Annotated in this window: 15 protein-coding genes; 6 read left to right on the top strand and 9 right to left on the bottom strand. The window is 67.8% G+C overall.

Translation table 11 applies throughout. The annotated features are described in order from the left end of the window. Positions 1-101: 101 nt before the first annotated feature. Positions 102-905: a MipA/OmpV family protein gene (locus EYS42_RS15985; RefSeq protein WP_130969201.1), complete on the top strand. Its 804-nt coding sequence runs from the start codon at positions 102-104 to the stop codon at positions 903-905. Between the two features lie 30 nt (positions 906-935). On the opposite strand, the gene EYS42_RS15980 is transcribed toward EYS42_RS15985, so the two are convergent. Continuing rightward, positions 936-2,696 carry an alkaline phosphatase D family protein gene (locus EYS42_RS15980; protein ID WP_130969200.1) on the bottom strand — a complete coding sequence of 587 codons (1,761 nt, stop codon included), beginning with the start codon at positions 2,694-2,696 and terminating at the stop codon, positions 936-938. A gap of 127 nt (positions 2,697-2,823) precedes the next feature. Between EYS42_RS15980 and apaG the strand changes: the two genes are divergently transcribed. Both apaG and tlpB read left to right on the top strand, forming a co-directional pair. Continuing rightward, positions 2,824-3,228, top strand: coding sequence for a Co2+/Mg2+ efflux facilitator ApaG/CorD (apaG, locus tag EYS42_RS15975; protein WP_130969199.1), 405 nt, complete (start codon positions 2,824-2,826; stop codon positions 3,226-3,228). A 121-nt stretch (positions 3,229-3,349) separates the two neighbouring features. Then, on the top strand, positions 3,350-5,293 hold the full coding sequence (gene tlpB / locus EYS42_RS15970; protein ID WP_245503675.1) for a transporter-like protein TlpB: 1,944 nt from the start codon (positions 3,350-3,352) through the stop codon (positions 5,291-5,293). Here the strand turns inward: tlpB and EYS42_RS17205 are convergent. Then, on the bottom strand, positions 5,266-5,415 hold the full coding sequence (locus EYS42_RS17205) for a hypothetical protein (RefSeq protein WP_207301176.1): 150 nt from the start codon (positions 5,413-5,415) through the stop codon (positions 5,266-5,268). The two genes, tlpB and EYS42_RS17205, sit on opposite strands and share 28 nt — an antisense overlap. 148 nt (positions 5,416-5,563) lie before the next feature. Here EYS42_RS17205 and mltA point away from each other — a divergent pair, with 148 nt between their 5' ends. After that, positions 5,564-6,745, top strand: coding sequence for a murein transglycosylase A (gene mltA / locus EYS42_RS15965; RefSeq protein ID WP_245503674.1), 1,182 nt, complete (start codon positions 5,564-5,566; stop codon positions 6,743-6,745). Positions 6,746-6,755: 10 nt separating this feature from the next. On the opposite strand, the gene EYS42_RS15960 is transcribed toward mltA, so the two are convergent. From EYS42_RS15960 to EYS42_RS15945, 4 genes are all read right to left on the bottom strand, one after another. Continuing rightward, a complete protein-coding gene (locus tag EYS42_RS15960) occupies positions 6,756-8,279 on the bottom strand; it encodes a right-handed parallel beta-helix repeat-containing protein (protein ID WP_130969197.1) in 1,524 nt (507 codons plus the stop codon). A 112-nt stretch (positions 8,280-8,391) separates the two neighbouring features. After that, positions 8,392-8,868: a sensor histidine kinase gene (locus tag EYS42_RS15955; protein ID WP_130969196.1), complete on the bottom strand. Its 477-nt coding sequence runs from the start codon at positions 8,866-8,868 to the stop codon at positions 8,392-8,394. A gap of 57 nt (positions 8,869-8,925) precedes the next feature. Beyond that, positions 8,926-9,888, bottom strand: a complete 963-nt coding sequence (locus EYS42_RS15950; RefSeq protein ID WP_245503673.1) for an alpha/beta hydrolase — start codon at positions 9,886-9,888, stop codon at positions 8,926-8,928. Next, positions 9,885-10,598: a type II and III secretion system protein gene (locus EYS42_RS15945; protein WP_165456828.1), complete on the bottom strand. Its 714-nt coding sequence runs from the start codon at positions 10,596-10,598 to the stop codon at positions 9,885-9,887. The genes EYS42_RS15950 and EYS42_RS15945 overlap by 4 nt, the downstream gene beginning before the upstream one ends. A gap of 226 nt (positions 10,599-10,824) precedes the next feature. Between EYS42_RS15945 and EYS42_RS15940 the strand changes: the two genes are divergently transcribed. After that, positions 10,825-11,652 carry an HDOD domain-containing protein gene (locus EYS42_RS15940; protein ID WP_130969194.1) on the top strand — a complete coding sequence of 276 codons (828 nt, stop codon included), beginning with the start codon at positions 10,825-10,827 and terminating at the stop codon, positions 11,650-11,652. A gap of 26 nt (positions 11,653-11,678) precedes the next feature. On the opposite strand, the gene EYS42_RS15935 is transcribed toward EYS42_RS15940, so the two are convergent. Next, complete coding sequence (locus EYS42_RS15935; RefSeq protein ID WP_245503672.1) at positions 11,679-13,934, bottom strand: primosomal protein N'; 2,256 nt, start codon at positions 13,932-13,934, stop codon at positions 11,679-11,681. A 983-nt stretch (positions 13,935-14,917) separates the two neighbouring features. On the opposite strand from EYS42_RS15935, the gene EYS42_RS15930 reads away from it, so the two are divergent. Beyond that, entirely contained in the window at positions 14,918-15,127 is a 210-nt protein-coding gene (locus EYS42_RS15930) for a hypothetical protein (RefSeq protein WP_130969193.1), read from the top strand. A 101-nt stretch (positions 15,128-15,228) separates the two neighbouring features. Here the strand turns inward: EYS42_RS15930 and EYS42_RS15925 are convergent, their stop codons facing one another. Beyond that, the gene (locus tag EYS42_RS15925; RefSeq protein WP_130969192.1) at positions 15,229-16,266 is read right to left on the bottom strand and encodes a putative solute-binding protein; all 1,038 of its coding nucleotides are present in this window, start codon (positions 16,264-16,266) and stop codon (positions 15,229-15,231) included. Positions 16,267-16,370: 104 nt separating this feature from the next. Next, positions 16,371-18,200: a response regulator gene (locus EYS42_RS15920; RefSeq protein ID WP_130969191.1), complete on the bottom strand. Its 1,830-nt coding sequence runs from the start codon at positions 18,198-18,200 to the stop codon at positions 16,371-16,373. Positions 18,201-18,273: the final 73 nt, after the last annotated feature.

Genomic DNA, 18,273 nt, shown 5'->3' with positions numbered 1-18,273 from the left:
CTTCCAAAGCCCGCCGCGTGCGGGCTTTTTTGCGCCCGGCACCCAATTGATACCATTTGGTATCACAATGAACTGAACAGTATCAATGAAAGGTTTCTGCCATGAACCTGCGTCGCTCCTGCGCCTGGATGCCCTGGATGGCTTCCGCCCTGCTGTGCGCTGCTGCCCCTGCCTGGGCCCAGTCTGATTTCTACCGCCGCAGCCTGCCGCCGGGCACCGAGGCCGGTGGGGTGGCGGGTGCTGCGGTGCTGCTGGGCCGCGCCTACCCGGGCTCGGACGAATCACGCCAGCGGGTGCTGCCCAGCCTGGAGTACCAGTGGGCCAATGGCTGGTTCGCGGGGGTGCAAAGCGGCGTGGGCTACAACGCGTCCAGACAGGCGGACATGGCCTACGGCCTGCGCCTGACGGCCGATTTCGGGCGCGAAGAAAAGCGCAGCGCGGTGCTGAAGGGGCTGGGCGATGTAGAGGCCCGCCCGCAGGTGGGCGCCTTCTTCAATGCCAGCCCGGTGCGCGGGCTGACGCTGCTGTCGGCGCTGCGTTACGGCAGCGGCAACGACCGCGACGGGCTGCTGGTGGACGTGGGCGCCAGCACCGGCTGGCCTCTGAGCCCCAGCTGGCGCCTGGGCGCGCAACTGGCGGCCACCTGGGCCAACGCGGCGCATCAGCAGGCTTACTTCGGGGTGGATGCGGCCCAGTCGGTCACCAGCGGCCTGGCCACCTACCGCCCGGGCGCCGGGCTGCAGAACGTGCGGGCCAGCGCCACGCTGGTGTACAGCGTGGCACCGCAATGGATCGTCAGCGCCGGGCTCACGCACACCGAGCTGCAAGGCGACGCCCGCCGCAGCCCGCTGGTGCGCGAGACCGGCAGCACCACCGGCCTGCTGACGGTGGGCCGACGGTTCTGAGTTGCGGGCCTGCGCGGTGCAGGCCCTGGCTCACCAGCCCAGCGTGCTTTGCGGCACCAGCCAGGGCAGGTCAATGTACTTGCGCTGGCGGTACAGCGCACGGCGCTTGGCCTGGGCGCTGTTGCTGGCCTTGTCGACCGTGTAGCTCACCCACTCGGTGTAGCGGTCGGTGAACTCGAGCGTGGAGTACCCGTTGCTGCTGCTGTTGAAACAGCGGATGTGCGGGTTGGCCTGCTGCAGCAGCGGGCTGGCCAGCCCCTGGATGATGAGCTTGCGCGTGGTGTCGTCGGCCTTGGCCAGCAGCATCTCACCCAGCGCGGACGACGAGACCGCCGGGGTCATGAACTCCACGCCCACGTGGTTGCTGACGTTCAGCGGGTTGATGTCGGAGAAGCTGTGCTTGATCTCGCTGGCCATGTGGGTGTGCAGATCGCCCGTGGCCACCACGAAGTTGCTGACCTTGGCCTCGCGCAGGGCGCCCGTGATCAGGGCGCGCTCGGCGGCAAAGCCGTCCCAGGCATCGACGTTGAAGGTGCTGAGGCTGGGGGCCAGGCCGCTGAGCGACAGGCGGCTGAAGAAGGTCTGGTTGCCCATGAGCTTCCAGGTGGCCTTCGACTGCGTCAGGCCTTCAAGCAACCAGTTCAGCTGCGTGGCGCCCAGCATGGTGCGGCCGGCCAGGTTGCCCTTGTTGCAGCCGATCGGGATGTAGCGGCCGAAGTAGTCGTCTTCACCGCAGGGGTGGGCGTTGCGGTAGGTGCGGTTTTCGATCAGGTTCAGGTCGAGGAACTGCCCGAACTGGAAGCGGCGGTACACGGGGCCCAGGGCCTGGTGCGGGTGGGTGGCCTGCGCATCGAAAGCCACGCGGGCGGGCACGTACTCGCTCCACGCCCGTTGCGAGTCGAGCTTGAGCTGCTTGAGCAGGGCCGGGCTGTTGCCGTAGGCGGGGTCGGTGGTGTAAGGGTGGTCTGGGGCGCCCAGGGTGTCGCGGGTGGTGTCCCAGTAACAGTCGTTGGCGGTTTCGTGGTCGTCCGGGATCTGGATGAAGGTGTGCTTTTCCAGCACGGCCTGCAGGAAGGGGTCACGCCGGTAGTGGCGGTAGATGGCGCGGTAGTCGGACAGGTTCAGGGCCACCAGGCCGCCCGACGGCAGCACCAGGGTGCGGTCGGCAAAGGGCAGGCTCTGGAAGCGCGGGTCGCCCGCGGTTTCGTAGATGAAATCGCCCAGGTGCAGCACGAAGTCGAGGCTGTCGTCGGCCGCCACCTGGGCCAGGGCGCCGTAGTAGCCGTTGGTGTAGTCCTGGCAGGTCAGCAGGCCGAACTTCAGGCGCTTGAGCGAGGCGCTGGCCGGCGGGAGGGTGCGGCAACGGCCCGTGCGGCTCACGGTGCGGTCGTAGATGAATCGGTAAAAGAAGGGCCCGCCGCTGGCCATGGCGGGCAGCTGGCCATGCAGGTCGAGCTTGACGGTGTGGTCTCGCTCGGGCGTGATCTCATGGGCCGGCACCTGCACCTGCACCAGCACGGTCTGGAAGGCGGCGTCCAGCGCCACCTGCACGAACAAAGGCTCACCGGCGCGCACGGCCTCGGGCGCGATGTGCGTCCACAGCATCACACCCGTTTCGCTCGGGTCACCCGAAGACACCGACAGGTCGAACACCCGGGCCGAATCGGTGCGCAGACCGGTGGTGTCCAGCGGCTGGGCGAGGTTGAAGAAGCTGGCGGCACGGGCCTGCCAGGTGACCAGACCCAGGCCCCCGGCAAGGGTGCTCAGGCCGAGAAATTGACGACGGTCCATCTGTGGAAACTCCCTGGAACAACTCGAATGACACCCTGCACGGGTTCTGTGAATTGTCGGTCACCTTCATGACAGCAGGGTCTTGCGGGAAACACTCGGGCAACAGGCTTTGCCTAGAATGCCCCGCATGAGCAGCCCCACCCGAACCACCCGCAACACGCACGGCGCGCACCTGACCGTGACGGTGCAACCGACCTATCTGGAGGAGCAAAGCGACCCCTCCCAGCACCAGTACGCCTGGTCGTACACCGTGACCATCGAGAACACGGGCAACGTGCCTGCGCAGGTGGTGGGGCGCCACTGGCTCATCACCGACGCCACCGGCCATGTGGAAGAGGTGCGCGGCCTGGCCGTGGTGGGCCACCAGCCCCTGATCCCGCCGGGCCAGAAGTTCGAATACACCAGCTGGACCCGCCTGAACACGCCGCACGGCCACATGCAAGGCACCTACTTCTGCATGACCGAAGACGCGCACTGGTTCGACGCCGAGATCCCCGTGTTCATGCTGGCCCGCGCGCATTCGCTGCACTGAGTTCCCGCATGGCGCCTGCTTCGGCGCCCTTTGAGAAAGGCCCCCTTCCGTTTTGACCGTCCCAGCACCCGCCCTCCTGAACCTTCCCCCCCACCCCGGCATTGACGCGCTGCTCTGGCACGTGCCGGTTCAGGCCAGCCGCGCCGAGCGGCACCTGTGGCTGATCGAGGTGCTGCGATGGGCGCGGCGAGGTGACGGCGGCGCGGCCTGGGCCTACCTGCTGCGCCAGTTCGAGGCGCAACCGGCCTTGCGTGCCCAGGTGGTGCAGCTGCTGCACGCCACCCTGCACGGCCTGCACCTGGAAGGCCTGCTGGCCGACCACGGCTTTGCACCGCGCGCGGCGTTCATGAACGAGCTGGGCGAGCGCCTGCGCCGCCGCCTCCTGCCGGCCAGCCCCGACACCGACGACCTGGGCACCCTGTTCGAGCTGCTGTTCGAGCCGGGGCCCGATGGCCATTGGCTGCAGGCCCTGGGGGACGATGCCTTGCAGGCGCTGGGACAGTTGCTGGCCGAGGCCTGGCACGCACGCGATGAGCCGCCCCACTGGCGCGAACCCCTGGCCAGCGCCATCGAGCTGCTGGCCACGCAGGTGCAGTCGGCCGGGCTGTCGCCCGAGCTGCGGGTGCGCCTGGGCCTGAACAGCCAGGAAGCCAGCCGAGGCTTCACGCAACTGGGCCGCACCGCGCAAGACCTGCGCGAGCTGATCGAGGCGGGCCAGCCCACCCACAGCCCCGAGGTGCTGCAGCAGGTGAACGCCCTGCGCGCCCTGATCGACGCCTGCGAGGCCCGCGCCAAGGGTGTGCACGAGCACCTGCAGGCCTGGGGCATTTCGGTGGACGTGGTGTTCCAGATCGACCAGATCAGCGCACGGTGCCGCCGCATGGAGGCGCTGCTGGCCTGGCTGCTGTCGCCCACACCGCATCGCGAAGGGCGCGAACTGGTGCTGGGCCTGCTGGCTGAAACCCGCCAGCGCCGCAGCCTGCGCGCCCTGTTCACCCAGCATTACGCCTTGCTGGCGCGGCAGGTGGCCGAGCGCAGTGCCGAAACCGGCGAGCACTACATCACCCGCGACCGTGCGGCCTACTTCGACATGCTGCGCCGTGCGGCCGGTGGCGGCCTGGTGATCGCGGGCACCACCTTCATGAAGTTCGTGGCGGGTGCCATGGGCCTGTCGGTGTTCTGGGCCGGCTTTGCCGCGGGCGCCAACTACGCCCTGAGCTTCGTGCTGATCCACCTGCTGCACTGGACGGTGGCCACCAAGCAACCGGCCATGACGGCCCCGGCCATGGCCGCCCGCCTGGCGCAGATGGACCGCCACGATCGGCTCAGCGACGAGCAGGTGCAGGGCTTCGTGGACGAAGTGGCCCACCTGCTGCGCTCGCAGATGGCGGGGATCGTGGGCAACCTGGCCGTGGTGATCCCGGTGGTGCTGGCGGTGCAGGCCCTGGCGCAGCTGGCCCTCGGCCACGGCTTGATCGGCACGGTCAAGGCCGAGCATGTGCTGCACGACCTGACCTTGCTGGGCCCCACCCTGGCCTTTGCGGCCTTCACGGGCACGCTGCTGTTTGCCTCCAGCCTGGTCGCAGGCTGGGTGGAGAACTGGTTCGTGTGGCACCGGCTGGACAGCGCGCTGCAATGGAACCCGGCCGCGCGTCGCTGGCTGGGCGTGGCCCGGGCCGCCCGCTGGGCCGCCTGGTGGCGCGAGAACATTTCCGGGCTGGCGGCCAATGTGTCGCTGGGCTTCATGCTGGGCGTGGTGCCCGCGCTGGCCACCTTCTTCGGCCTGCCCATCGAAGTGCGCCACGTGACGCTGAGCACCGGGCAGATTGCGGCGGCGCTGGGCACGCTGGGGCTGCAGGCGCTGCAGGCGCCGGCCTTCTGGTGGTGCGTGGCCGCCATCCCGCTGACCGGGCTGCTGAACGTGGGCGTGAGCTTCGTGCTGGCGCTGCGCGTGGCCCTGCGCTCGCGCGGGGTGCAGGTCAGCGAACGTGGCCGGCTGCTGCGCGCCCTGGGCCGGCGCCTGCTGCGCCAGCCGCGTCAGTTCTTGTTGCCCCCGTCGGCCTGATCGGCGTCCTGCCCCTCCTGCGGCGGCGGCTCGCCGCCCTTGCGCCCAGAAAACATCGTCCACCACACCAGAAACAGCAGCACGCCTAGTGCCGCCAAGGCTTCAAGCAGAATCAGGCCCATGATCGGTCGCAGTTCATTCCCTGGCGCGGCGCAGCCCGCCGCCCACGCATTGTCATCGCAAGAACACCGCCATGGCCGATCGGCCACTGTCGCCCCTGGGCCGGCAGGGCCAAGGCTCCTGCGCCGCGCGCTGAACGCCCTGGGCGTCTTGAGCCTGGCCGTGCTGGCCGCCTGCAGCAGCGTGTCGCTCAAGCACTCGCCACCACCCGCGCCTGCGCCGCAGCCTGGCAGCACGGCCACGCCCGGGCCCGCGCCCATCGTCGAGATTCCGACCGGCCCCACCTGGGAGCGCGGCAAGGCCCGCTGGGTGCAAGGCCGCTGGGCCGACGTGCCTGGCTGGCAGCAAGACCGCACCGCCGAGGTCTGGCCCGCGCTGTGGCGCGGTTGTGCCCGCCCCCCGGCCACGCCGGAATGGCAAGCCTTGTGCGCCACGGTGCGCCAGCGCGGCATCAGCTGGGGGCAGGACGTGGGCCACGCGCTGGTGCGCCAGTGGCTGGAAGCGAGCTTTCAGCCCTGGCAGGTGCTGACGGCCGAGGGCCAGGCCACGGGCCTGCTGACCGGTTACTTCGAACCCCTGATCGATGCGCGCCGCAAGCCCGTGGGCGCCTTCCAGACCCCGCTGCACCGCCCGCCGGCCGACCTGGGCCAGCGCAAACCGCACCTCAGCCGCGCGGCACTGGAAACCACCGACGAGGGCAAGGCCGCCCTGGCCGGGCGCGAGCTGCTGTACGTGGCCGACCCGCTGGACGCCCTGCTGGTGCAGGTGCAGGGCTCGACCCGGGTGCGCGTGCTGGACGAGCCCAACGGCCAGGGCCAGCCCCGCGTGGTGCGCCTGGCCTTTGCCGGCCACAACGACCAGCCCTACCAGTCGGTGGCCCGCTGGCTGGTGGACCAGGGTGCCTTCCCGCTGGAGCAGGCCTCGTGGGGGGCCATCAAGACCTGGGCGGCCGCCAACCCGGGCCGCGTGGCCGAGATGCTGCGCGCCAACCCGCGCGTGGTGTTCTTCAGGGAAGAGCCCCTGACCCAGCCCGAACTGGGCCCGCTGGGCGCCCAGGGCCAGCCCCTGACGCCGGGCCGCTCGATCGCGGTCGACAAAGACAGCATGCCCTACGGCACCCTGGTGTGGGTGGACAGCACCGAGCCGCAGGCCTGGGCACCCACACCGCCGCCGCCGCGGCCGCTGCAGCGCCTGGTGGTGGCGCAGGACACGGGCGGGGCCATCATCGGCGCCGTGCGCGCCGACTACTTCTGGGGCTGGGGCGACGAGGCCCTGCTGCAGGCAGGGCGCACCAAGCAAAGCCTGAAAATGTGGGTGCTTTGGCCGAAGTAAGTGCCAACATTCATCGCGGGGCGAAGTAGTAGGCGCCCCATCCCGACATGCCTTTGGCGGGCAACACACCAGCCGCGTCAGGCAGGTTGCTCAACGGCCCCCACCCCACGCGACTGGGCATGGCCTGCAAGCGCAGGCCATGGCGCGGGGGCATCGGGTTGGCCGCGTCCACAAATGCCACATGCTCGGCCAGGGCCACGCCCGCATCGGCGCTGCCCTGTGTGAGCAGATCGACGCCGCGGGCGTCGCTGGCCTGGGCCGCTGCCCAGTTCAGCAGGGGCCCACCCGCGACATGGCCCAAGAGGTTGGGCCCGAACTTGTTTCGGTTGCGAACCGGGTCGGCGGCATCGTCATTGACCCACACGGCCGGCACACCGGGCTGGGTGGCCTGCAGCAGGTTGCCGATGACGAGGTTGTCGCTGGCACGGCCTGTGGGCAGGCGGCAGCTGGCCGCATCCACATGAGGGTTCCAGCAGAAATCCGGCCAGCTGGCCAGGATCAGCTCGGCCCGAAGGGCCGGCGAGTTCGCCCGATTCACGTCCTGGGCATTGGCCACCAGGGTGTTGTGCGCCACCACATTGCCGCGAGCCGCCACCACGCTGAGCCCCGCGCCGTCATTGAGCCAGGCCACATTGAACGCCAGGATGTTGTGGTCGCAAAAGTGGTCGACCTGCAGGCCATTGCCGTCGTAGGCAGTGCGATCGATCTGAAGGGCCACGGTGTTGTAAACGACCTCGTTGCGGTCGCAGTCCAGGGCACCCGGTGTGTCGGTGCGGCTGAACAGGTGTATGCCCGACGTGCCACCCTGCGACCAACCGTTCTGAAGAACCTGGTTCTGCGACACACGCCAATACGAGCCTGACAGTTCGACCCCGTGCAGGCCGTTGCCCACGATCTGGTTGCCGGTGATTTCTGAAGACACCGCTGGCGCGGGCAGGGCACGATCGAAGCCTGGGGCCGACACCGCCACGCCATGCTGGCCGTTCTGGGTGATCCGGTTGCCAGGCCCCACCCGCAGGAAGGCCCCTGCATCGGCTGACACGTGGACACCCGACCCCGTGGCGTGGTGAACATGGCTGTTGAAGATCTGGACGTGGCGCGTACCGCCCTGCAGGGTGAGTGCAGGACGACCGCTGCCATCCGGTCCACGGCGCTGCTCGGTGATGTCCAGGTCCTGCAGCACCACATGGCCAGAACGTGTCAGGTTGGCACCATGCACCAGCTTGGGCAGGCCCACACCGCGCACCACGATGGGGGCCTGCGCGGTGCCCTGCGCGTTCTCGATGTGCAGCACGGTGGCGCCACCCAACTGCGACACCCACCCGGCCTCAGTGCCCGACGGGTGGATCAGCACCTCGTCACCGGGCGCAACCGACTGCCACTGGGTCAGACGTTGAGGGTGGTTGAGACAGCGCGGCGCACCTGGTGCACAGTCAGGCCGGATCTCCCAGGTGGCAGCCCAGGCAAGCGGTGAGCCCCAAAGGGCCAGGCACGCCACGGCAGCAGCCCACAATGGTTGGCGAACGTGCTTCATGCCTGCATTGAGACACGGCCGGCCAAAGGGCCTGCAAGCAGACGCAACCAGAGCGGGCGGATCCGGTTGATCTGGAAACCAGCCGATACACCTGGGCCGGTGCCGACCACTCTCAGGGCCCTCGCCGGGCTTGGTACAGCGGCAGGGTCAGGATCACCTGGGTGCCCACGCCGAGCTTGCTGTCGATGTGCAACCAGCCGCCCAACTGCGAGGCACGCTCGCGCATGTCGAACACACCATGCGCATCGAACCGGTCAAAGGCGCTGGGCGGAGCGCCACAACCGTTGTCCTTGACGACCAGGGTGAGGTCGCTGGCGTGAGCGCTCACCCGCAGGGCCACTTCGGTGGGGCGGGCGTGGCGCATGATGTTGTCCAGCAACTGGTCGAAGATGCTGGCCACCGCCTCTGCCATGGCGCTGCCCGGGGCCACCAGCCCAGGCGCAACGTCCAGGCACCACTGCACCTTGGCCTCTGGCAACTCTTGCCGGAATCGCAGCGCGCGGTCCGTGAGGCGCTGCCACAACGCCGAGTCACCGCCGGGCGGCATGGCGGCCGCAGAGGATGGGGGCGAAACGTGCAATGCAGACATGGTGCATGCCCTTTTGCAAGGGGCGTGCCACCGACTTGGGCCCCCACCGCCCAAGGATCAGTCCAGCGCGGCTTTCAGGGCCCGGGCCATGTCGGCATGGGCCTGCGCGGCCTGCGGCAGGAAGCGGCCCATGTTGATGAAATCATGCACGGTGCCAGGGTAGTGCTGCACCTGCACCGGCACCCCGGCGTCCATCAGGGCGTCGGCATACAGGCGGCCGTCGTCGGCCAGGGGATCGCATTCGGCCAGCCCGATCCAGGCGGGTGCCAGGCCACGGTGCGTGGGTGCGTTCAGGGGCTCGCGGCGCCAGTCCAGCGGCTGGCCTGGGGTGGCATGCAGCTGGTTGAGCTGGTCGAACCAGGCCATCAGGTCGGCGTCCAGCAACAGGCCTCGGGCAAAGCGCTGGTGCGAGCCTGTGATCAGCGAACGCTGCACAGATGGGTAGAACATGGCCTGCAGGCGCAGCGCGATGCCTTCGTCGCGGCACAGGTGCGCGGCGGTGGCCGTGAGGGTGCCGCCGGCGCTGTCGCCTGCGAGGGCCAGCCGGTCGGGGTCGAGCCCATGGGTGCGGCCTTCTTCCAGCAACCAGCGCACGGCGCACAGTGTGTCGTCCAGGGCCGCCGGGAAGGGGTGCTCGGGCGCCAGCCGGTAGTCGATGGCCAGCACGGCCACCTCGGCCTGCGCCGCCAGATTGCGACACAGCCCTTCGCAGGTGTCGATGCCCCCCACCACGAACCCGCCGCCGTGCAGGTACAGCACCACGGGCAGCCCGGGGTGGTGATGCGGTGCCCACAGGCGCGCCGGGATCGGGTGCCCTTCGGGCGAGGGGATGATCAAGGGATCAACCCGCTCGACTGGCGTGCGGGGCCCTTCGCTGGCGCCCACCCCGGCCCGGTAAGACAGCCGGGCCAGGGCCACTCCCTGCTGCTGCAAGGGCGCGAAACCGGCGCGGCGGATGTTGTCCAGCAGGGCGCGCGTGGCGGGGTTCAGGGCCTGCAGGGGGTCGAAAGCATCGTTCACGGCAGGCTCACCTTGATCTCCAGCACCGTGCTGCCACCTTGGTCGACCTCGTCGGTGGACCAGGTGCCCCGCTGGCTGCGAACCACCTGCCGGCCGCTGCGGGCCACAGCCACCCACTGGTCCATGGGCACGGCCACCACGGCCTGGGCCTGCACCTGTTCGGTTGTGGCGGGCTGCCCGGCTGCAGCCTGCAGCCGGCGCTGCAGTCCGGTGGGCAGGCCGTTGTTCAAGCCGTTGGCCACATCACCCTGCACCTCGAAATCGAGCTGCACCACGCCCCGGCCGCTCCAGCGGGGCCGCACCTTCAGGCCCTGGTTCTGCTCGACCATCACGGTGCTGCCCAAGGCCTGTACCAACGCACCACCCGGATGACTTGGCACACCACCACCCGCCGGCGGGCTGACCAGGAATTGCCACTGCGTGACGGGCTGCTGCTGCCCGATCTGCAGACGGGCCGCCTGGCCGTTGAGCACCAGCACCTGCATCTCGGCCTGGCGGCTGTCTGTGCCTTCGCGGGTGCCGTAAGTGACCATGCCCTGACCGGCCATGCCGCCCTGCGTGCTCACCACCACACCCCCTTGCACCCCACGCTGCTGCACGCGGGCGGTGTCGCTGCTGCTCAGCCGCCAGCTGACCAGCAGGTTGCGCTGCGGCAGTTCGGCCCAGGCCGACGCCGAGGTGAGCACGGCCACGCCCAAAGCCAGGCCCAAGGCGGTCCAAGAGTGAAAAAACACACGCACGGTGAAAGCTCCACGCCAAAAGCGGCCATTGTTCACAACAAGGGGCGTGCACCTGTGCATTTCCACGGCTCGGAAAACTTCGCCATCTGAGATGCTCAAGTCCATGCCTCCCGCGTCGATACCGGAGTATCTGCCCGGGCGATCCGTAGGGGGGCGACCTCTGGCAGTTCTGAATCATCTTATTGGAGGCTGACACATGCAGCTCGAAGCCCTGTTCAAGCAACCGCAGGCCCTGCCGGCCGTGCCCAAGATCGTCCACGAGCTGATCGACAGCTTCAACAACGAAGACGTCTCGATCGACGACATCGCCAAAAAAATCGCGGCCGACCCGGTGCTGTCGGCGCGCTTGCTGCGGCTGGCCAACTCGGCCTATTACCACGTGTCGCGCACCGTGGGCTCGGTCGACGACGCCTTGATGATGCTGGGCTTCGTGACCGTGCGCACCCTGGTGATCAGCTCGGGGCTGACCAGCGGCTTCAAGGCCATGCCCGGCATGGACCTGAACGCCTTCTGGCGCTACAGCATGCACGCTGCGGCGGTGTCGCGCTGGGTGGCCAAGACCACAGGCAACAACGTGGACCTGGCCTTCACCGTGGGCCTGATGCACGGCATTGGCGAGCTGGTGATGCACGCCGGCATGCCCGAGCAAATGCTTCAGCTCGACAAGATGGCCGGCCCGCACGACCCGCGTCGCCTGGACATGGAAACCTCGTCCTTCGGCTACAACTACGCCGTGGTCGGCGCCGAACTGGCCCGCCAGTGGAAGTTCCCGCCGGCTTTTGCCAACGCGATCCAGTTCTTCCCCGAACCGCTGAGCCACCAGCCTCTGGACAAGATCAGCGCCGTGATCCACATCTCGGCCTGGCGCGCCCGCGCCGAGCACAACGGCCTGAACCAGGCCGAGCTGGCCTCGACCGTGCCCAGCGGCGTATGCGAAGCCATCGGCCTGAGCCCCGAGAAGCTGCTGACCGAGCTGCCGCCCTTCGCAGAGTTGTGCGAAGGCCTGGAAGCCCTGCTGGGCTGAGCCCGCACCGCTGACGCCCGCAGGCCTCAGATGGCCAGCGGGTCCACATCGACCGCCCAACGGATCAAGCCGTTCGGGCGGTTTTGTTGTGCCAGGGCCAGCCACGCGGGCGTGGCCTGCTGCAGCAGCTTGAGCAGGGCCGGGCGCTGCTGCGCCTCGATCAGCATCTGTGCCCGCTCGACATTGGCCACGCGCTGCACGGCCGTGGGCACTGCCGGGTAGAGCAGCAGGCCGCCCCCCTGGTCATTGAGCTGCGCGGCCGCCGCCTCCATGGCCGCGGCCGCCTGGTCCAGGAAGGTCTGCGCTGCGCCCTGGGTCTTGGCCTCGGCCCGCAGCATGGCCAGGTGGCTGTACGGCGGCAAGCCGGCGGCCTGGCGCTCTTTCAGCTGGGCCTGCGCAAACGCCTCGAAGTCGTAGCGGCGCAGCGCGTCGTACAGGGGGTGGGTGGGGTGCCAGGTCTGCACCCACATCTCGCTGTGGCCGGCCACGGCCGCATCACGCCCGGCGCGGCCTGCGGCCTGCAGCAGCAGCGCGAACTGGCGCTCGGCGGCGCGGAAATCACTGGCGAACAAGGCCGCATCGGGGTTGGCTGCCGCCACCAGGGTGATGCGCCGGAAATCATGGCCCTTGGCGACCATCTGGGTGCCCACCAGCACATCGACCTCGCCGGCGTGCACGCTGGCCAGCTTTTCTTCCAGGGCGCCCTTGTGGCGGGTCACGTCGGCATCGATGCGGCCCACGCGCGCGCCGGGCAGGGCTTCGGCCAGCTGTTCTTCCAGGCGCTCGGTGCCACGGCCCACCGGGGCAATGTCCTGGTTGCCGCAGTCGGGGCAGGCACGGGGCACACGTTCGGCAAAGCCGCAGTGGTGACAGCGCAGGGTGCGGTCGGCCTTGTGGAACACGCGCCAGGCGCTGCAATGCGGGCAGCCGCTTTTCCAGCCGCAATCGGTGCAGTGCAGCACGGGCGCATAGCCCCGGCGGTTCAGCAGGATCAGGCTTTGCTCGCCCCGCTCGATGCGTTCGGCCACCGCCTCCAGCAGCGGACGAGCCAGGGCGGGTGCTTCTTCGCCGGGGGCGGGCTTGGGCAAGGTGCCCATGTCGATGAGGCGCACCTTGGGCATGCGGCCCTGGCCCACCCGCGAAGGCATGGGCAGCAGGCGGTAGCGGCCCGTGCCACCCTGGCCCACCGGCTGGGCGTTGAACCAGCTTTCCAGGCTGGGTGTGGCCGAGCCCAGCACCACGGGCACCTTCTCCAGGTGGCCGCGGTAGACCGCCAGGTCGCGCGCCGAATAGCGAGCGCCGTCTTGCTGCTTGTAGGAGGGGTCGTGCTCTTCGTCGACCACGATCAGGCCCAGGCGGGGCAGCGGCGTGAACACCGCCAGGCGCGTGCCCAGCACGATGTCTGCCTCCCCCAGGTGGGCCATCACCCAGTGCTGCAGGCGCTGCGCCGGGGTCAGGCCACTGTGCAGCGACACGATGCGCCGGCCCGCAAAGCGCTCGGCCACGCGGGCTTCCAGCTGCGGCGTCAGGTTGATCTCGGGCACCATCATCAGCACCTGGCGCCCCGTGGCCAGCACGGCCTGCGCGTGCTGGAGGTACACCTCGGTCTTGCCGCTGCCGGTGCTGCCCCACAGCAGCGAGGTGGGGGGTGGCTGCACGGTGTCATCGAGCAGGGCGGCCAGGGCCTGGGCCTGCTCGGGTGTGGCCGCCAGGGCCGCGGTGTCGGCAGACCCTGGCAAGGGCCCTGATGCAGATGCAGGCGCGGACACGGGTGCGGGTTCCGATGCGTGGTCTGCATCGGCGGCTGGCACAGCCTCGGCGGCCGCCTGGGCGGCCCGGCGTTTCGACGGTGGCTTGGGCGGCGGCGGGTTCAGCACCTTGTTCAGCCGCTTGAAGCGCCGGCCCCACTGCACCGCGTCGATCTGACGCAGCTCGGGCGGCAACACCATCATGGCCATCTCGCCCAGCGCACGCTGATAGTACTGGGCCGCAAAGCGCACCAGCTGCAGCCAGTGGGCAGGCAAAGGCGGCAGATCGGGCAGGGCCTCGGTGATGGGCTTGAGCTGTTCGCGCGGCAGGCAGCCTTCACCCTCGGCCCCTGGGCCCCACACCACGCCCGTCACCACGCGGCGCCCCAGGGGCACACGCACCAGGGTGCCGGCTGGCCAGGGCTGATCTGCCAGGTAATCGAGCGGGCCGATGAGGCCGCTGTGCTGGGGCGCCTCCACCAGCACGGCCAGGCGCGAGAGGACACCACCCTCGGTGGCATGCAGTGCGCTCAATCACCCCTCCGGCCGCGGCGTTTTTGTCTCCGAAATTCTGACAGGCACATGAAAGGAGTGGGCTAAGTGGTTGATCTTTTGGGGGGTTCCCCTTATCCCCGGGGATTGTGGATAACTTTGTGGGGAAGGTGGGCAAACGCGCGCTAACTGCTTGTCACACCGTGATTTGGCCTAGATTGCCTCAGTTTTGAGCAGGTGCAGCATTTCCATATGAATCAACAACTTGGCGCACCAGACCTGAAACATGCACGGTGTCGGCGCTCGCACACCTCTGACCACGATCGACCGCGTGTGGATGGGGATAACCGAGTCTTTGCTGCATTCTTCCGAGGGTTTTCCCTTGTCGGTGCATTTCTGACACGCTGTGTCAGCGCCTGAAGCCATGGCGTGATGCCGTTCACACGACTCGGATTGTTCCATGCCGGGGCTGCAGTGGCCCCGAACACCCGAAATGGCCTCCCGCCCCCCTCGACGGCGGCCAGTGAGGCCGGACAGCCCCACGACAAGCACCCGGCACTTGCCATCGATCGTCAAGGCAACACTCGCAAGGCCGGCGCCAAGTGCTTGATTTTTCGAGGCACGGGCGCCGCCACACGGCCTGTGGATAACTTTGTGGACATGGCCGCGGAGCTTGTGATCAAACGCCTGGTGATGCGGGAAAACACTGAGGAGGCCACACATTGCGCACGCCAAAAAACATATGCAAATCAATCACTTGCAACGCACACACTGGGTCTCCAGGGCCCTCTTGACAGCGTGAGGGTTTTCCACTTCGCTGCACATTTTCTGGGGATAAGTGAAGTGCGCAAGCACAGAATCAGGGCGATTTTCACGGGCATGGCCCCAGGCTGGTGCGGTTTGTCCACATCACTGGCAAGACGCCGCGCGGGATCTGTCACAGGGGGTTCCCCAAGGGGTTCCAACGACCGTTTGAAGCGGGTTATGCTTGAGGCTCCCTCATTCACCGTACCCTGAGAGACATCATGAGCTTCTCGATCGAATCCAAACTGGGCGACCTGCTGGACAACGACACCACCAAGGCCATCCTGGAAAAGCACCTGCCCGGCATTTCCACCCACCCGCAAATCGCCATGGGCCGTGGTTTCGCTCTGTCGATGGTTGCCAAGTTCTCGGGCGGCCTGATCACCGAAGAACTGCTGGGCAAGGTTGACGCCGAGCTGAAGGCTCTGTGATACCGCAATGACCGGCAGGCTTCGCCCTGGGTGAGGCCCGAACGGTTGCAGCATGAAAAACGCCCGCTTGAAGCGGGCGTTTTCTTTGGGCGGGAGTCAGATCACCAGTTTTCGGTCGGCTGGGTGCAGTCCGAAGCTTCGGGGTACACCGAGCAGCGGATCTTCTTGACCAGCTTCAGGCCCTTCTTGTCGTAGAAGCCCTTTTCGGCCATCTCGATGCGGCCTTCGCGCATGAGGGTGACATAGCGCTCGTTGTCGGCCGGGGTCGGGTCGATCCACAGCTTTTCAGGAATGTCCTTGTCGGCGCGCTTGATCACCTCGACCACTTCGTTGAACTGCGAGAACACGTACTCGCGCGATTTCTGGCCGAACGCATCGGGGAACTTGTCACCGCGCAGCACCAGCTGGTAGGTGATGATGGTCAGGGGGAAACGGCCCACGCCACCCTTGGTGCCCAGACCCTTGTGCAGCTCCAACGGCTTGTACACGATGGACGGCGCCATGATCACGTCCACGTTGTTGTTGTTGAACATCGAGCTGAAGTTGGTCACGTCAACCGACACTGGGCGAGCGCCGACGCGCTGGATCAGCTGGGCCTGGGCCTTGTCGTAGTCGAAGGCGGCCACGCGCTTGCCAGCGGCCTTCTCCAGGGTGTCGATGCTGCGGTCGTTCACGAAGGGGTAAACGGCGCCCAGGGGGATGATGCCGGCGATTTCAAAGTTGCCCTGCTTCATCAGCTCGGCGCCTTTGGGCGAGCTCAGGGTGCCGATGAAGCGGCGCACCACCTCCATGCTGCCTTCGAAGTCGATCTTGCCCTTTCGCACGATGGTGGCCGCACCCACGGTGTCCATCGACGCGCTCAGCGAGTTGAACTGGCGGGTGCGCAGGGCGGTGGCCATGACACCGTCGCACTGGCCGGTGCGGAAGTCTTCCACGGCCACGCGCTCGTCCAGGTAGGACTTGATGTCGATCTCGTAGCCGTGCTTTTGCATGGCGACCTGGTAATCCTTGGCGGCGCGGTAGCCTTCGCCAGTGGTGCCCAGCGGGTCATAGATGCAGAACTTGGGCTTGGCGGCCTGTGCCATGGGCAGCGCAACGACAGCCAGGGCTGCCAAGGTCAGTGCTTTCTTCATGTTCATCGTTTGTCTCCTACGCAGCGAACATGCCCGCAAAGGGCACGCGGTATTGTGCTTGAACGCGCCACGGAAGCCCGAGGACGACATGCAACAGTCTGAATGCGACGTCACAGGGTCCGGAGCAGCGCCCCCTGGGTGAGGCAACGCTCGACCACACGCTGCAGGTCATCGGCGTCAAAGGGCTTGGACAGGAAGTCGTCCATGCCCGCCTCATGGCAACGCTCACGTTCTTCAGCCGCCAGATGGGCCGTGAGTGCCACCACGGGCAGGCGGCTGACACCGCCCTGCTGTTCGCGACGGCGGATTTCGCGTGTGGCGTCGAAGCCGTCCATCACAGGCATGGCGCAATCCATCAGGACCACGTCACAGCTGTGCTGGGAGAGCCAGTGGACGGCCTGCAAGCCGTCGCCCACGGTGTGCACCTCGTAGCCCAGGTTGCGCAGCATGGCCTCGGCCACCACCACGTTGACCGGGTTGTCTTCGACCAGCAGCACACGGGCCCCCAGCGTGAGCCAACCCGAGTCGGCAAATTCAGGTGGCCGGGGCGAGTCAGTGTCACGCGCGGGCACCAGCAGTTCGGGCGAGACTTCACACTGCACCGAAGCGGTGAAGGTGGAGCCCACGCCCGGGATGCTTTCACACACCAGGTCACCACCCATGCCCTGGCACAACTGCCGGGCAATCGACAGGCCCAGGCCGGTGCCGCCGCGGGCACGCGACAGGCCACTTTCGCCCTGGGTGAAGGCCTCGAAGATGCGCTGGCGGTCGGCTTCGTCGATGCCTGGGCCGGTGTCTCGCACCACCAGGTCGAAACGGCCAGCCTCGCGGTGCCAAGCGTGCACCTGGATGTTGCCGCGTTCAGTGAACTTGATGGCGTTGCCCAGCAGGTTGTGCAGCACCTGGCGAATGCGGCCCGGATCGCCGATCAGGGGCATGGGGCCTTCCCAGTTGCTGGTGAGCGTGAGGCTCAGGCCCTTGCGGCGGGCCAGCACCTGGAAGATGCCCTCGACGTCTTCGAGCACGCGGCTGAGATCGAAGGGCCGCGACTGGAACTGCATGCGGCCGGCTTCCATGCGGGAGAAGTCGAGCACGTCGTTGATCACCATGAGCAGGTGCTCGCCCGAGCGTTCGATCAGGCGCAGGCGCTCGGCCTGGTCGTCGCGCGGGTCTTCGTGGCGCAGCAGGCGGGTCAGGCCCAGCATGCCATGCAGCGGTGTGCGCATTTCGTGGCTGACGGTGGCCAGAAAGCGACTGCGCGCTTCGCTGTGCTGGCGGGCTTCTTCCAGCGCCTGCTCGCGTTGCTGGGCGATCTCTTCGTTGACGAAGCGCAGCCGCAGCAATTCGTGCACGCGGTTTTGGACACGCCAGCCCTGCGAGATCAGCATGAGCAGGAAGGCGCCCATGGCCACAGCGCCGAAGTGGCCCATGATGTCCGGGCGGGTCAGGCAAAAGGGCACACAGGGCCCGAGGATGGGCACGATGAAAGCCGACAAGGTGCGGAAGTCGATGGCCAGCGAGTACGAAGCCATGGCCGACAGCCCGAGCAGGCAGCCCAGCACCACCACGGCGGCATCCAGGTTCTCGGGCGGAGTGAAGTACCAGGCGGCCATGCCCCAGGCCAGGCCGTCGATGGCGACCAGCCAGCGCATGCCACGCAGGTAAGCGCGGGGGTCGGCCGTGCGGTCAGGGTGCCCATGGCCCCACACCAGGTGGGCGCCGCGCAGCGCCACAGTGACCAGCTTGATGGCCATCCACACCCAGGCTGCCTCCGGCGAGATGAGCTGCCCCATCATCCAGCCCAGACCAAAAACCAGCAGCAGTGAGCCAATCAGCGAGGCCGGCAGGTGCTCGAAGAGAATGCGCAGCCGGTCCTGATCGACCTTTGCGGTCAGCGAGGGCGAGAGGTCGGTGTCATGGATCGGAGGCAGGATCTGCATGGCTTTCCAAGCAAATCAGGTCGCTTGGGCGGTTTCGGTCAAACACTCGTTTCAGTATGGGCAGGGCTGGAGG

It is taken from the genome of Aquabacterium lacunae (assembly GCF_004310865.1).
Classification (GTDB): domain Bacteria; phylum Pseudomonadota; class Gammaproteobacteria; order Burkholderiales; family Burkholderiaceae_C; genus Aquabacterium; species Aquabacterium lacunae.
This window is presented reverse-complemented; position numbering and strand designations above follow the sequence as displayed.